The sequence below is a fragment of the Streptomyces diastaticus subsp. diastaticus genome (assembly GCF_011170125.1).
Classification (GTDB): Bacteria; Actinomycetota; Actinomycetes; order Streptomycetales; family Streptomycetaceae; genus Streptomyces; species Streptomyces diastaticus.
In genome coordinates this window covers 693,106-708,135 of sequence record NZ_BLLN01000002.1, presented here as the reverse complement: position 1 = coordinate 708,135, position 15,030 = coordinate 693,106, and the positions used below count along the sequence as shown (strand labels likewise).

The window sequence follows — 15,030 nt, the reverse complement described above, 5'->3', positions numbered from 1 at the left end:
CGAGGGGAGCCGCCCGACGGGGAGCCCCAGCTCACCCGGCGCACGCGGCCACCGGCCGGGAAGGTCGCTGCGCAAGACACACCGCGCCTCTCCCGGCGGAGGAAGCTCCCTCCGCACGAACGGAGACGTGGCCGTGCCCGGACCGGAGGCACTCCACGCCGTAGGCAACCACCGGTGACCCGGGGCCGGACTCCCGCACGGTCGTGGTCCCGACCGCCTGCCACACCGCCGCGTCCGCCCGTCCCGTCATCATGACCACGCTACGCGCGGCAGCCATCCACCGCTCGGCAGCGGCCACCCCACGGAACCACGCGAGGGAAGGGCCCACCCGGCGCGGTCAAGGTCAGCACCCGGCGCCTCGGCGATGGGCGGCGATGTTTCACGTGAAACATCGCCGCCGACACCCCGCCCACCCCCTCGCGGACACGAAAACGCCCCCTGCTCCGCGTTTCCGCAGTTCAGAGGGCGTTCTTCGGGTGGAGCCTAGGAGAGTCGAACTCCTGACATCTGCCATGCAAAGACAGCGCTCTACCAACTGAGCTAAGGCCCCGGGAGACGATACGAGTGCACAGGGGCACCCGTCGGCGTCGACCGCGACCAAGCGTACCGGGTTCCTGGCCGATCTCGGAAAATTAGTCCGCTCCTCGGGCCTCCATCCTCTGTGAACGGCGCCTGAGCGGAGTGAGTGCGGTCAGCGGTGAAGAGGGGGTCCCGGCCGCAGAGCACGCTCCGTAAGATGCGGGGAGGGTTCGCAGCAGCGAAGGGGAGTGGGCATGGACGCAGCGCAGCAGGAAGCGACCGCCAGAGCGCGGGAGCTTCAGCGCAACTGGTACGGAGAGCCGCTGGGGGCGCTGTTCCGACGACTCATCGACGACCTCGGGCTCAACCAGGCTCGGCTGGCCGGAGTCCTCGGCCTCTCCGCTCCCATGCTCTCCCAGCTCATGAGCGGGCAGCGCGCGAAGATCGGCAACCCCGCCGTGGTCCAGCGGGTGCAACTGCTCCAGGACCTCGCGGGACAGGTCGCCGACGGCAGCGTCAGCGCGGGGGAGGCGAGCGCGCGGATGGACGAGATCAAGAAGTCGCAGGGCGGATCGGTGCTCGCCCAGACAGGGCAGGCGGCGACCGGCTCCGGCGCTCCCACCGTCAAGCGGGTGGTGCGCGAGATCCAGTCCCTGCTGCGTTCGGTCGCGGCGGCGGGGGACATCATCGACGCCGCCGACACCCTCGCCCCGACCCATCCGGAACTGGCAGAGTTCCTGCGGGTGTACGGCGCGGGGCGGACCTCCGAGGCCGTCGCCCACTACGAGTCGCACCAGAACTGACGGCCGACGGGCCGACGGACGAGACGCACGGGGGAGCACGGCGCACCATGGGTGAGGTCTTCGCCGGCCGGTACGAACTGGCCGATCCGATCGGGCGGGGCGGGGTCGGCGCTGTCTGGCGCGCCTGGGACCACCGACGACGCAGGTACGTGGCGGCCAAGGTGCTCCAGCAGAGCGACGCCCACACCCTGCTGCGGTTCGTCCGCGAACAGGCGTTGCGCATCGACCATCCGCATGTGCTCGCCCCGGCGAGCTGGGCAGCCGACGACGACCAGGTCCTCTTCACCATGGACCTGGTCAGCGGGGGCTCACTCGCCCATCTCATCGGGGACTACGGGGCGTTGCCGCCGCGCTTCGTCTCCCTCCTCCTCGACCAGCTGCTGGCGGGCCTCGCCGCGGTGCACGCGGAGGGGGTCATCCACCGGGACATCAAGCCGGCCAACATCCTGCTGGAAGCCACCGGTTCGGGCCGGCCGCACCTGCGGCTGTCGGACTTCGGCATCTCCATGCGCCAAGGCGAACCACGCCTGACGGAGACCAACTACGTGGTCGGCACCCCCGGTTACTTCGCACCCGAGCAGTTGCTCGGTGCCGAACCGGACTTCACCGCCGACCTGTTCGCGGTCGGCCTGGTCGCGCTCTACCTCCTCCAGGGCCGCAAGCCCGACTCCCAGGCGCTGGCGGAGCACTTCGCGGCACACGGGACGCCGAGCGCCCCCGAGTCGATCCCGGAGCCGCTCTGGCAGGTGGTCGCCACTCTCCTCCAGCCCGACCCGCAGGCCCGCTTCCGCTCGGCCAACGGCGCGCGCAAGGCCCTCGCCTCGGCGGCCGAGCTGCTGCCCGAGCCCGGCCCGGGAGAGGAACCGGTCGAGGTCTTCGATCAGATCGGCCCCCTGCCGCCCGGGTTCGGGCCCGCCGGTCCCGAGGCGAAGGCCGGGCCCGAGGGCGCGGCCGACTCCCCCGGTCCCGCGCCCGCCGGACCCACGGTCGCCCCCGCGACGGCCACCCCTGCCGAGGCGCCCGGAGCCGGCGACAGCTCCGGCGAGCCCAGCACGGACGGCTTCCCGCTCGCCCCGCCCGCGCCCCCGGCCCAGGACCCGACGTTCGTCCCCTCACAGGCCCCCACCTCCTCGGCCCACCAGCCCGCCGCCACGGCCCCCACGACCACGCCCGCGCCCGCGCCCGGCCACGTCGACACCCGTCCGTACACCGCGCCCGGCCACGCGCCGCCCCAGCCTCACTTCCCCGCCCAGCCCGGCTACGGCTACCCCCAGGCCCAGCCGCACGGCGCCGGCTACGGCTACCCACAGGCCGCACCCCCGGGGCCGGGCCCGGCCCCGGGGGCTACGCCCTCGCGCCCCGGCCCCTCCCCGAAGATCGCCGTGCCGATCGCCCTGGTGGCCCTGGTCTGCCTCGTCGTGGGCTTCTGGGCCCTCACCCAGACCTGACCCGGGGCCCGGCCCCGCACCCCGCGGACGCGGCGGGGCCGGTGACGGTACGTCCCCGGCCCCCGCGGTACCACGTCATCCGGACACGGTCCGCCGGATCACCAGCCCTGTCCTGGCGACGGCGGATTCGCAGGCGCGCCGTTCGGCCCCGGTGCCCGGGCGGCGGCGCCGCGCCGCGCGACCAGGAACCAGACGCCCAGCCCCGCCAGAAGCACCGTCCCGGCGCCGATCCCGGAGGCGGCGACCACGGCCATCGTCTCGCCGCGTGCCACCTCGGCCTCGCTGTGGCCCGCCTCGGCCGCGTCCCGTTCCGCGTCACCGACCTGGAAGGGCCCGGCGTCGCCGGCGTACCGGGGTCCGTCGGCGGGCTCCCCCTGCACGCCGACCCGCAGGGTGACCCCGAAGTCGTCGCCCTGGAAGACCTCGGCCATCTCCGGGGAGAGGGTGAGCTGCACGTAGTACCAGCCTGCGAAGCGCGTGGCCTTGACCGCCGAGGCAGACGCGTGGCGGTTCTCGTGGGCGACCGGCTGGAGCGGCTCGGACGGCACGGTCTTGGGGCTGCCGCCGAAGAGCACGGAGCGGTCCTCGACGGGGCCGTAGGCGGGGTTGTACAGGGCGGCCTCCAGGGCGTCCGAGACGTAGGCCATCGACCGCTCGGAGGTGGCGCTGCCCAACTCGGGCTCGACATAGAGGCGCTGCCCCCAGTCGACGGGCACCCGGTAGAAGACCGATTCGCCCGGCGCCAGGCGGGTCTTGAAGCTGCCCTCGGCGAGGGCCACGGCGTCGTTGAAGCCGGTGCCGCCCGGCCGCTCCACAGGTTCGCCGCCCGGCACGCCGGCCGGGGTGCCGGTGGGGCTCGGGGAGGGCGCTACGGTCGGAGCGCCCTTGCCCTCGACCGCCGGCTCCTCGATCAGTCGCAGTTCGAGCTGCCAGGGCTCCTGCGCCGAAGTGCCCTCCGTCTCGCGCTCCACGACCACGAAGTAGGGGCCGGCCTCCTGGCAGACGCCGCCGTCCGCCTTCACCGCCCGCACCGCCTGCGCGGCCAGCGGACGTGGGTAGGCGGCCGAGCCGAACCGCCGGTCCCCCGTTCCGCACTGGTTGTCGCGGCGGTCCCGGAGCGTCACGGTGAGGCTGTCCCGCGCGTCCACCTTGGCCCCGGGCTTCGGCACGGCGACCGCCGAGGCGTACGCGTACGAGGAGGCGTCCAGGTCGACGGCGTAGTACAGCGTCTCGTTCGGCCCGATCTCCGAGCGGTGGCCGCGCCCGGCGGCCAGGGTGTGCGCGTCGGTGCTGCTCGCCTCCCCGGCCACCCGCTCGGCGTCCTCGGCGAAGACGTACGGGGCCGTGCCGCCCTCCGCCTGTGCCGGGGCCGCGCCCAGCAGCAGCGCCGCCAGTGCCAGGACCGACGCGCCGAGTCCCCCGTGCCCTCTCACGCTGTGCCACCCCTCGTCGGACCGCCCGCGCCCCGTCCGGCACGGCGCCGGACGACCAGGACCGCGACCGCCACCACGAGCAGTGCCGACGCACCGCCCACCGCGGCGAGCACCCACGGCGTCCGCCATCCTGCCTCCTCGGCGGCGGCCGTGTCCCTCGCGGGTCCCTTCTGCGCCCCGGCACCGGCGGCGGGGGCCTCTTCGGCGGTGTCCCGCGCCGGCGGGGCGTCCTTCTGGGGGCCGGCCAGTTCCGTCCCGGCCACCTCGACGCGGAGGACGACTCCGATGGCCGGGTTCTCCGCGAAGGTCGCGGTGTTCGGACCGAGGGAGACGGCGAGGTAGTAGTCGCCGGCCGCACGGACCGGCTTCACGTGGGCGGCGGGCTCCCAGCGGTTGGTCCAGGTCACGGGCACGGTGCCGTGGTCGAGGACGGACGGCTTGCCGAAGTACCCCTTGTAGGCGCTGAACTCCGTCCCCGTACTGATCGGTGCCCGCGACGGGGCGTGCAGCGAGGTGGAGACGAAGGACCGGCGGATGACCAGGTCGTCGTGGTCGATGGTCGGCTCGTTGCCGAAATCGACGGTGTAGCGCAACTGCTGGCCCCAGCCGACCTTCACCTTGTACCAGCGGGTCTGCGCGGGCAGCAGGCCGTCCTTCCAGACGCCCTCGCCGATCCGGACCGCGTCGTTGAAGCCGGTGCCGCCGGTGACGGCCTTCGCCGGGCCCTCGACGCGCGGCGCCCGGTCCTTGGACAGTTCCCCGAAGCCGGTGGCCGACTGTGCCGTCACGGTCCCCGAGGCGAGCGGCTTCTCGACCGCCGTCCGCAACTCCAGCGGCCAGCGCGCCTGGTCGGCGTCCTCGGCGGAGACCCGTTCGACCTCCAGGTGGTACGTACCGGCCTTGTCGCAGGTGGCGTTGGCCTTCGCGGTCGGGACGCGGCTGACCGCGCCGCTGAGCGGCAGGGCGCCCTCGTCCTGGTGGAAGGTGGCCCGGGCGTTGTCGCAGACCATCGGGGACTCGCCCGAGGTGTGCACCCGCAGCTCCAGCCCGTCGGAGTAGCCGACCGGAACGCCCGGCTGCGGTACGGCCGTCACGCCGAAGTCGGCGGTGCTGGTGGCGTCCAGCTCGGCCGCGTACCAGCGGGTCTCGCCGGGGCCGATGGTGTCGAGGTGCTGGCCGGGCGCGAGGGCGGGTGCCCGCTCGGCCGACGCGGCGCCCTCGATCGGGTCCCCCCGGAACTGGTAGCCACCGGCGGAGAGTTCGGCGGCGCGCTGGAGCTGGCGGGCGAGGGCGGCGGCGTCCGGGGCGTCGTAGTAGGCGCCGTGCCCGGCCTCCGCGACGCAGGTGAGCTGCTCGCGGGCCTTCCCCTCCACCTGGAAGCCGATGGCGTCGATCCTGAGGCCGGCTCCGGACTCGGCGAGCTTCTCGGCGGCCTCGCAGGGCGGCGGGGAACCGCAGTTGTCCTCGCCGTCGGAGATGAGCAGGACGGTACGGCGGCCGACCGCGCCGGGTTCCGGCTCGGGCAGGTCGGCGACGGCCTTCTGGAGGGAGAGCCCGATCGGGGTGTCGCCCTTGGGCTCGACCCCGGCGACCGCCTTCTTCACCGCGTCCCGGTCCAACGGCTCCACGGGCCGGGCGAGCCGGGTGTCGGAACAGCCGCTGGCGCGGTCGGCCCCGTAGACCCGCAGTCCGGTCGGGTAACCGTCGGGGAGGCTGTCGACCACGGTGCCGACCGCGTCCCGCGCCGCTTCCATGCGGGTACGGCCGTCACCCGCCTCGTCGGCCATGGAGCCGGAGGAGTCGAGGACCATGACGAGACCGCCGGCCCCGTCCCCCCGCTCGGGGGCCTCAGGGGCACGGGGCGGGGCGGCGGCCGTGGGCGGGCCCGCGGCCAGGGCACAGAGCACCCCCGAGAGGAGTACCGCCGCCGTCCGGCGGCCGAGCCGAGCCTTCACCGTTCCCCCTGTCCCGCGCCGGCCGTGGCCGGGCCGGCGCCCACCGGTCTCTTTGCTCCCGCAAGCTATTGATTTGCGAGGGTGAACTCAAGACCCCGGCCGTCACGGAACCGCAACAACGCCCTCCACCCCCGCCCCGTCCGGCCCATCCCGGGACACACCGCCCGGTCCCGCCGCCGAGCCGGGGGCCGCTTACGCCAGGTTCACGCCGCCCGCATCCCGAGCGGGGTCGCATCCGCCCGCGGACACACAGAACCCCGGCCGCGAAGCGACCGGGGTCAGTGCAGGACCGTCGATTCTCACGAACCCGTGGGAACGGAGTCGGTCGCCTCCGTCCACAGATCCTGCTCGGCGCGATCCGCCTGGATCTGGCGGTACACGAGGAGCCCGCCGATGGCGGCCAGTGCGACCAGGAGAAGCTTCTTCACCGCGCGACCTCGTCTTTCGTTGACGTAGGAGACCTCTGACGGCCGACTATACACACCGACCGATATCGATCGGTGACCTGTTCCCCTCGCCCCGGCCGCCTCAACTCCCTTGGCGCCGCCCGGGAGTCCGGGGAGGCGCGGACGACCACCGATGACCTCCGGCGATCTCTTCCGGTGTGATCTGGACCGCTTTTGCCTCGATGCCCCCGTCCGGGTGGTGTTCATCGGAATATCGCCGCGCCGCGAGCGTCGATCCCACGCCACGGGCCGCCGATCCACATGATGAGGAAGTACGCAAATCGCCCCACCTGAAAGTGGTGATCCTGATGGCTTCCAAGGCCGCCCACCTGTGGACCGTTCTCGTCGGTGCCTTCCTCTCCCTCTTCGCCGCGCTCGGCTTCAGCGCCCCCGCCTCGGCCACGGCGCCGCAGGCCCAGCCGCAGCCCCAGCCCCGCCCGCAGAGCGCCCCTCAGCAGACGCCCGCCGTCCCCTGCGCCGCACCCGTCGAAGCGGCGACCGCGCCCCTGTGGACACTCGGCCTCGACCGTTCGATGCCGCCCACCATGAAGCAGCGCATCACCGCCGAGGCCCACGGCTCCTCGCCCACCTGCCGCTCCACCGTCGCCGACGCCGTGACCACTCCGGCCGACGCGGACCGCGAGCCCACGGACGTCGTCGACCGCGCCACCGAGTCCCGCGCCACCCCGGCCCGCGGCTCCGACCACGAGAACCCGCCGTGACGGCCCCGCACCCGCAGCCCCAGGCCCGAAGGCACCCGCCTCCGGGCCTTTTCGCTACACGGCCCGGGGGCGCGTTCCCGGCGCTGTGCGGCTGGTCGTCCTCAGGAACGCGACGGCACAGTTCTCCGGCGGTCACCACGGGGCGCCTGACAAGGACAGCGCGCACACCCCGAAGGCCCGCACCGAAGCCGGTGCGGGCCTTCGGGGATCAGCAAGCCATACCACTACGAAAGGATCAGAACTTCCCCTGGTACAGCAACTTCTCGTCCTTGCCATAAACGAAGACCCGGCCCTCGCCGGACTCCGAGTTCTGCCAGACACCGAACGCGTTGGCGATGAGCTTGCCATTCTCAGGCGTTGCCCTGGAGCCGTAGAGCGTGGTGGCGATGAACGCTCGGTCGGACCCCTTCTCCCACTCACCGAACACCCCGGTGACCGCATCCTGGAGAGAGGCGATCGTGCCGTCATCAGCGCTTGCGGCCAGGAACGCCTCAGCCGACTTCTTCGACCTCTGCTGGTCGTCGTCAGAAGGTAGGGCGGTGTGGGTAATGGTGTGGTCAGCTGGCGGCTCTGACTCCAACGAACAGCCCGTGACCAAAGCCGCAACTGCCACGAACCCGATGATCGCTTTGGTACGCACGCGAACCTCCATGTGGCCGTGACTCCCGCCTCTGAGGGAAGGGCATGGTAGCAAGACGCCCTTACAACGTGACGGCGTCAGCCTTGTTGTTCCAGTTGCCACCGTAGGTGTAGCTGACTTTGGCGAAGTTGACGCAGCGGTCGAGACCGACGTAAAGCGAGGGGTCCGGAAGCCCAGTACGCCAGTCGTCCAGGCGGAAGCCCCCGAGCTGCCTGTTGTTGCAACCCGATCCTGCCTTGTCACGGAAATCCCAGGTGGATAGGTTCTTGGTACCCGAAGCGGACCATTTCAGCATCCGACCGCCCCAAGTGGTGGTGTCGTAGACACAGGCGTATCCGAAGATGCAGTCGTTGATGGCCTGGGTGCCCACCGAGCTGCCCAGCCGCTCTGTGCCCACGATTGAGTCTGCGGACGGAACACGAAGCGGCTCAGCCTCGAAGCCGCGGGTGTCGATGGCGTCGGGGACCTCGATGCCCTGGCCCTTGGCAGCCGCTGCGTGACCGAGACTTTCGTCAGCCAAGTCCTTCAACTCCGCTTCGACACTGTCGTAGCAGCGGACATCTCCGACGGCGACCTCAGTGCAAGTCGTTGCACCCTGCCAGCCGTCCGCGAGGTCGATCGTGCTGCCGTTGTATGTGGCGAGGATGCGCTCGGCCGCCGGCGGCTGGTCCGCTCCGGTGGCCGGGTCCTCCACCGCACTGCTCGTAGGAGCTGCCGCGACCAGCATGGTCGCTGCCAGAGACACGGCGGCGAAGGTTCTTCGGATGGACATGGCTTCCCTTCAAGTGGCCCCGCCAGGTCAGCGGAACCCATCGGACGTCGTGGTTGACGTACGTGCCGAATCTAGCGATTCAGTGAAGATCCGCGCCAGAGCAGTACCAGCCTCCACGAGGCCGAGAACGCGTGTGACAACGGTTGGCCACCTCTCCTCCTGGCGCGCCGCCCGCAGGGCGCTCCCGCCCAGGCGGTCCGCAGCCAGACACAAAAATGGCGCCTCCCGCCTGGGGAGACGCCATCCTCGTCGTTACTGCTGTTGTGGGGCTAACAGGATTTGAACCTGTGGCCTCATCCTTATCAGGGATGCGCTCTAACCAACTGAGCTATAGCCCCGCCGCGCTCTGCGGGCTCTCGCTCCGCGCGCTGACCCCTGAAGATTAGCGCACCTCGGGGCCAGTCCCAAAATCGGTCACCCGCCGCCCCGGCCGTCCCGGGCCGGGCCCACCTCGGTAGATGCCCACGCGGCCGGGCCCGGGCCCCGCCGACCCTCGGCAGACCGAAGACACCGTTGGCGAATAGGGGGCAAGCGTGACGTCGGCCTTCATGACCCGTTGTGGTCGTGAAGGCCGACGTTGTGTCTGGGGAGGGTGTCGGTGTCGCTGCACGCGAGGAAGATCGACGGGGTGCCCGAGGAGACGGCCCGGGTGGCGCGGTCCGCGTTCCCGAAGGGCAGCCTGGCCATGCGGATCCGGGACGAGCTGGGCGAGCTGTTCACGGACGAGGACTTCGCCAGCCTCTATCCGAGCAGGGGGAAGCCAGCGTGGTCGCCGGGCCGGCTGGCGCTGGTGTCGGTCATGCAGTTCGCCGAGGGGTTGGCGGACCGGCAGGCCGCCGACGCGGTGCGCGGGCGGCTGGACTGGAAGTACCTGCTGGGGCTGGAGCTGGCCGATGCGGGCTTCGACCACTCGGTGCTCACCGAGTTCAGGGACCGGCTGATCGAGGGCGACGCCGGGATCGAGCTCCTGGACCGGGTCCTCGGCGCCGCCGCGGAGCGCGGCCTGCTCAAGGCCGGTGGCCGTGCGCGCACGGACTCCACGATCGTGCTGTCCGCCGCGCGGCAGATCAACGGGCTGGTACGGCTCGGTGAAACCCTGCGGGCCGCGTTGAACAGCGTGGCCGCCCGCGAGCCGGAGTGGCTGGCCGGCTGGGCTCCGTCCGACTGGTTCGACCAGTACGCGATCCGGTTCGAAGACACCCGCCTGCCCAAGGGGAAGGCGAAGCAGACCGAGCTGATCGACCAGATCGGGGCCGACGGGCTGAGTCTGCCGGCGGCCCTGAACGCCCCGGATGCCCCTGCGTCCCTACGGCTGCTCGATCGGGTCCAGACGCTGCGGCAGATGTGGATCCAGCAGTACTTCGTCGACGACGGGCAGGTCCGCCGCCGCGACCTCAAGGACCGCCCGCCGGGCGCGGAACGGCTGGTCACGCCCTATGACACCGACGCGCGAGGCAGCGTGAAGCGCGGCACCTTCTGGGACGGCTACAAGGTCCACCTCACCGAGACCTGCGAGCCGGACCGCCCGAACTTGATCACGCACGTCGCCACCACCGACTCCACCGTCCAGGACGTACGGCTGGTCGCCCCGATCCACGCTCATCTCGCTGAGCGCGCCCTGCTGCCAGACCGGCACCTGGTCGACGCGGGCTACGCGACGGCCCGCGAAGTGGTCACCGCCCGTCGGGACCACGGTGTCGGCCTGGTGGGGCCGATCCTCGCGTCGACCAGCTGGCAGACCAAGGACAGCGGCGGCTTCTCGCAGGCCGACTTCACCATCGACTGGGACAGCCAGCGGGTGACCTGCCCCAACGGCATCACCACCAGCAACTGGCGGGAAGACCGCTCCCAGTACGGGGCGGCAGTGGTCCGGGCGCGGTTCCCGACGGCTGCCTGCCGGCCCTGCAAAGCGCGAGAGCAGTGCACCCGTTCCAACAACAAGTCGGACATGGGGCGCCGAATCACCCTCCGCCCGCAGGCGGAGCAGGAGGTGATCCAGCAGGCACGGGCCCAGGAAGACACCCCGGAGTGGAAGGAGCAGTACGCACACCGGGCCGGTGTCGAAGGCACGATCTCCCAGGTAGTACGAGCCTTCGGCCTGCGGCGATGCCGGTATCACGGCCTGCCCAAGGCCCGGCTGCAACACCAGCTCACCGCGATCGCGATGAACTTCCACCGCCTCAACGCATGGTGGACCGACACCCCACGAGCCCGGACCCGCACATCCCATCTTGCAGCTCTCCGGCCTGCCCATTAGACACAGCAGGCCTGCGTCCAACAGGGGCCGGGGGCCGTCAGTCCCACGAGTTGAAGAGTGTTGCGCCAAGGGTGTCCGGTTGCCACTGCTTGGTCTGACGCCACTCCGTCGCAGATAGAGCAGAGGTGTCCGACTCCGTCAGCGGCAACAGCAGCTGTGCTGCGCTCAAGACGACAAAGCCGTTGTCGGAGAGGACAGCGGCCCAAGTGGGAGGTTCCTGGAACTCGTCGGTGTACCAGTAGCGCCGGTCTCCGACGAAGGCGATCAACGGGTAGTGAGCGTGGAACAGCGCGATGTGGGCGCCGTCCCGATCGCTGATCGTGGCGCTGTGGAAGTTCTGCGGGTACTCCTGTTCCGTGAAGTCCTCGACCTGCCCGCCTGCAGCCCGCGCCGCGGCATACCAGGCGGCACGGCATGTCTGGGGATCGGTACTCGGCAGGGGCGGGTCACCCCGGTCGCGGAACCCGGTTACGCCCAGCTCCAAGAGAAAGGTGACCTGCGAGTCCTCCACGTTCACCCCTCCGAGCAGCCGTTCAACTTTGATGGCACAAACCTAGTGATCACCAACCTCCGTTAGCACAGGACATTCGCCAACGGTGTCGACCGAAGGGCGGGACCGGAATCCGGCCCCGCCCTCAGCGGCGTTCAGCGGCCCCGCCGGGGCCACCGCTCATTCGTCCTCGGCGAGCGTCAGCTCGACCCCGCCGACGAAACCGGCGGAGAGGTTGTAGATGAAGGCGCCCAGCGTGGCCAGGGCCGTCGCCAGGACCACGTCGATCACCGCGATGACCGAGGTGAACATCAGCACCCGGGGCAGCGACAGGAACGACTGGAGGTCGAACCCGTTCGACTCGCTCGACCCGGTCGCCTCCGCGATGGTGCCGCCGACCGTCGAGAAGACGCCCATGGCGTCCATGACCATCCACAGCACCGCCGCCGCCACCACCGTGCAGATGCCGAGCGCGATGGAGAGCAGGAAGCTCACCTTCATGACCGACCACGGGTCGGCCTTGGCCACCCGCAGCCGCGCCTTGCGGGTGCGCGGCTGGGTGCGCGCGCCCGTCCGGGGCCGCCGCACACCCGCCTGCTCCGGCGTCGGGTACGCCTGCGGCGGGGTGTAGGGCTGGGCCGGGCCCGCGTCGGCGGCGGGCCGCTCTCCGGGCAGCGGGCCCGCCTCGTACTGGTCGTACCCCTGGTACTGCCGGCCTCCGCCCTGGGTGCCCGGGTAGGGCTGCGCCCCCAGGGAATCGGGCTCGCGCGTGTCCGTCACGGTTCTCCCCCCGCCCGCGGAGGGATTTCCTCCGGCCTCGGCCTGGTGCGTGGCGGAGCCACGAACGCCGTTTCCGGGTCCACTCGCTCCGGCGCCCGTGGCTCCGCTCACGTTGACTCTCTCCTCGTGCTACTCCGCCGAGGGCTCGGCGGACTCGTCCGGGGACTGCGTGTCCCCGTCCGTACCACTGGCCGCCTCGTCCTCAGCGGCGTCGGCGGGGAGGTCACCGTCGACCTCCTCGGCCTCGCGGCCCGCTTCGGCGTTGCGGGCGATGCCCACCACGGCATCGCGCTTGCCCAGGTTGATCAGCTGGACGCCCATGGTGTCACGGCCGGTCTCCCTGATCTCGTTGACGCGCGTGCGGATCACACCGCCGCCGAGCGTGATGGCGAGGATCTCGTCGGTCTCCTCGACCACCAGCGCGCCGACCAGCGACCCGCGGTCCTCGACGATCTTCGCAGCCTTGATGCCGAGTCCGCCACGGCCCTGCACCCGGTACTCGTCCACGTTGGTGCGCTTCGCGTACCCGCCGTCCGTGGCGGTGAAGACGAAGGTACCCGGCCGGACCACGTTCATCGAGAGGAGCTGGTCGCCCTCACGGAAGCTCATGCCCTTCACACCGGAGGTGGCGCGGCCCATCGGACGCAACGACTCGTCGGTCGCGGTGAACCGGATGGACTGTGCCTTCTTGCTGATCAGCAGCAGGTCGTCGTCGGCCGAGACCAGCTCGGCGCCGATCAGCTCGTCGTCCGAACCGTCGGGAGTCTCGCGCAGATTGATGGCGATGACACCGCCGGAGCGGGGCGAATCGTAATCCTTCAGAGGCGTCTTCTTGACCAGCCCGCCCTTGGTGCCGAGCACCAGGTACGGCGCGGCGTCGTAGTCGCGGATCGCGAGGATCTGCGCGATGGACTCGTCCGGCTGGAAGGCGAGCAGGTTGGCGACGTGCTGGCCGCGCGCGTCCCGGCCGACGTCCGGCAGCTCGTACGCCTTGGCGCGGTAGACGCGGCCCTTGTTGGTGAAGAAGAGCAGCCAGTGGTGGGTGGTGGAGACGAAGAAGTGGTCGACGATGTCGTCTTCCTTGAGCTTCGTGCCCCGCACACCCTTGCCGCCGCGCTTCTGCGAGCGGTAGTCGTCGGTCTTGGTGCGCTTGACGTAGCCGCCGCGGGTGATCGTGACGACGATGTCCTCCTCGGCGATCAGGTCCTCGATGGACATGTCACCGTCGAAGGGCACCAGCGCGGAGCGCCGGTCCTCGCCGAACTTGTCGACGATCGCGGCCAGTTCCTCGCTGATGATCTGCCGCTGGCGGTCCGGCGAGGCGAGGATGGCGTTGTACTCGTCGATCTTGGCCTGGAGGTCGTCGTGCTCGGCGACGATCTTCTGGCGCTCCAGGGCGGCGAGCCGGCGGAGCTGCATCTCCAGGATCGCGTTGGCCTGGATCTCGTCGATCGTCAGCAGCTCCATCAGGCCGCCGCGCGCGACCTCCACCGTCTCGCTGGCCCGGATCAGCGCGATGACCTCGTCGATCGCGTCCAGGGCCTTCAGCAGACCGCGCAGGATGTGGGCGCGCTCCTCGGCCTTGCGCAGCCGGAAACGGGTCCGCCGGACGATGACCTCGATCTGGTGGGCGACCCAGTGCCGGATGAAGGCGTCCAGCGAGAGGGTGCGCGGCACCCCGTCGACCAGCGCCAGCATGTTGGCGCCGAAGTTGGTCTGGAGGTCGGTGTGCTTGTAGAGGTTGTTGAGGACGACCTTGGCGACCGCGTCCCGCTTGAGGACGATGACCAGGCGCTGGCCGGTCCGCGAGGAGGTCTCGTCGCGGACGTCGGCGATGCCGCCGATCCGGGCGTCCTTCACCAGGTCGGCGATCTTCTGCGCGAGGTTGTCCGGGTTGACCTGGTAGGGCAGCTCGGTGACGACCAGGCACTGGCGGTTCTGGATCTCCTCGACCTCGACCACCGCGCGCATCGTGATGGAGCCGCGCCCGGTCCGGTACGCCTCCTCGATGCCCTTGCGTCCGACGACCAGGGCGCCGGTCGGGAAGTCCGGGCCCTTGATCCGCTCGATCAGCGCGTCCAGCAGGGTGTCCGGGTCGGCCTCCGGGTTCTCCAGGAACCACTGGGCGCCCGCCGCGACCTCGTGGAGGTTGTGCGGCGGGATGTTGGTGGCCATGCCGACCGCGATACCCGCCGAACCGTTGATCAGCAGGTTCGGGAAGCGGGCCGGGAGGACCGAGGGCTCCTTGGAGCGGCCGTCGTAGTTGTCCGTGAAGTCGACGGTCTCCTCGTCGATGTCGCGGACCATCTCCATCGACAGCGGCGCCATCTTGCACTCGGTGTACCGCATGGCGGCGGCCGGGTCGTTGCCCGGGGAACCGAAGTTGCCGTTCGAGTCGACCAGCGGCATCCGCATCGACCAGGGCTGGGCGAGGCGGACCAGCGCGTCGTAGATCGAGGAGTCGCCGTGCGGGTGGTAGTTGCCCATCACGTCACCGACGACGCGCGCGCACTTGTAGAAGCCCTTCTCGGGCCGGTAACCGCCGTCGTACATCGCGTACAGCACGCGCCGGTGGACCGGCTTGAGGCCGTCGCGCACGTCGGGCAGGGCGCGCGAGACGATGACGGACATCGCGTAGTCGAGGTACGAGCGCTGCATCTCGGTCTCGAGCCCGACGGGCTCGACCCGCATGGCCAGCGGGAGGCCCTCGGCGTCGGTCTCGGGAGTGCTGGGGTTGTTCTCGTCGGCCATGGCCGTGCTGGTTC

12 protein-coding genes and 2 tRNA genes are annotated in these 15,030 nt (G+C 71.0%); 4 read left to right on the top strand and 10 right to left on the bottom strand.

What is annotated here, in order from left to right; all coding sequences use genetic code 11:
• Nucleotides 1-477: 477 nt before the first annotated feature.
• Nucleotides 478-550, bottom strand: a tRNA-Ala gene (locus Sdia_RS05005).
• 223 nt (nt 551-773) lie between these two features.
• Here Sdia_RS05005 and Sdia_RS05000 point away from each other — a divergent pair.
• Together Sdia_RS05000 and Sdia_RS04995 are read left to right on the top strand one after the other, a co-directional pair.
• On the top strand, nt 774-1,322 hold the full coding sequence (locus tag Sdia_RS05000) for a helix-turn-helix domain-containing protein (RefSeq protein WP_100457421.1): 549 nt from the start codon (nt 774-776) through the stop codon (nt 1,320-1,322).
• Between the two features lie 47 nt (nt 1,323-1,369).
• A complete protein-coding gene (locus Sdia_RS04995; RefSeq protein ID WP_115068944.1) occupies nt 1,370-2,770 on the top strand; it encodes a serine/threonine-protein kinase in 1,401 nt (466 codons plus the stop codon).
• 98 nt (nt 2,771-2,868) lie between these two features.
• Here the strand turns inward: Sdia_RS04995 and Sdia_RS04990 are convergent, their stop codons facing one another.
• From Sdia_RS04990 to Sdia_RS04980, 3 genes are all read right to left on the bottom strand, one after another.
• The gene (locus tag Sdia_RS04990; protein WP_229830708.1) at nt 2,869-4,203 is read right to left on the bottom strand and encodes a hypothetical protein; all 1,335 of its coding nucleotides are present in this window, start codon (nt 4,201-4,203) and stop codon (nt 2,869-2,871) included.
• A complete protein-coding gene (locus Sdia_RS04985; RefSeq protein WP_181844063.1) occupies nt 4,200-6,158 on the bottom strand; it encodes a vWA domain-containing protein in 1,959 nt (652 codons plus the stop codon). Before Sdia_RS04985 ends, Sdia_RS04990 begins: the two co-directional genes overlap by 4 nt.
• Before the next feature lie 299 nt (nt 6,159-6,457).
• Nucleotides 6,458-6,586: a DLW-39 family protein gene (locus Sdia_RS04980; protein ID WP_003999697.1), complete on the bottom strand. Its 129-nt coding sequence runs from the start codon at nt 6,584-6,586 to the stop codon at nt 6,458-6,460.
• Nucleotides 6,587-6,912: 326 nt separating this feature from the next.
• On the opposite strand from Sdia_RS04980, the gene Sdia_RS04975 reads away from it, so the two are divergent.
• A complete protein-coding gene (locus tag Sdia_RS04975; protein WP_189500064.1) occupies nt 6,913-7,326 on the top strand; it encodes a DUF6344 domain-containing protein in 414 nt (137 codons plus the stop codon).
• A gap of 235 nt (nt 7,327-7,561) precedes the next feature.
• On the opposite strand, the gene Sdia_RS04970 is transcribed toward Sdia_RS04975, so the two are convergent.
• From Sdia_RS04970 to Sdia_RS04960, 3 genes are all read right to left on the bottom strand, one after another.
• Nucleotides 7,562-7,966, bottom strand: coding sequence for a hypothetical protein (locus Sdia_RS04970; protein ID WP_124287434.1), 405 nt, complete (start codon nt 7,964-7,966; stop codon nt 7,562-7,564).
• 61 nt (nt 7,967-8,027) lie between these two features.
• Entirely contained in the window at nt 8,028-8,738 is a 711-nt protein-coding gene (locus Sdia_RS04965; protein WP_115068945.1) for a peptidase inhibitor family I36 protein, read from the bottom strand.
• Nucleotides 8,739-9,002: 264 nt separating this feature from the next.
• Nucleotides 9,003-9,076 (bottom strand) — tRNA-Ile (locus Sdia_RS04960).
• A 260-nt stretch (nt 9,077-9,336) separates the two neighbouring features.
• Here Sdia_RS04960 and Sdia_RS04955 point away from each other — a divergent pair.
• Nucleotides 9,337-10,995, top strand: a complete 1,659-nt coding sequence (locus Sdia_RS04955) for an IS1182 family transposase (protein ID WP_189500063.1) — start codon at nt 9,337-9,339, stop codon at nt 10,993-10,995.
• A gap of 37 nt (nt 10,996-11,032) precedes the next feature.
• Here Sdia_RS04955 and Sdia_RS04950 read toward each other — a convergent pair whose 3' ends face one another.
• The 3 genes from Sdia_RS04950 to gyrA all read right to left on the bottom strand — a co-directional run bounded on the left by Sdia_RS04950 (nt 11,033) and on the right by gyrA (nt 15,016).
• Nucleotides 11,033-11,506, bottom strand: a complete 474-nt coding sequence (locus tag Sdia_RS04950) for a hypothetical protein (protein WP_115068947.1) — start codon at nt 11,504-11,506, stop codon at nt 11,033-11,035.
• A gap of 159 nt (nt 11,507-11,665) precedes the next feature.
• A complete protein-coding gene (locus Sdia_RS04945; protein WP_229830703.1) occupies nt 11,666-12,376 on the bottom strand; it encodes a DUF3566 domain-containing protein in 711 nt (236 codons plus the stop codon).
• Between the two features lie 18 nt (nt 12,377-12,394).
• Nucleotides 12,395-15,016 (bottom strand): DNA gyrase subunit A, encoded by a 2,622-nt coding sequence (gyrA, locus tag Sdia_RS04940; RefSeq protein WP_189500062.1) that lies wholly within the window; start codon nt 15,014-15,016, stop codon nt 12,395-12,397.
• Nucleotides 15,017-15,030 lie beyond the last annotated feature (14 nt).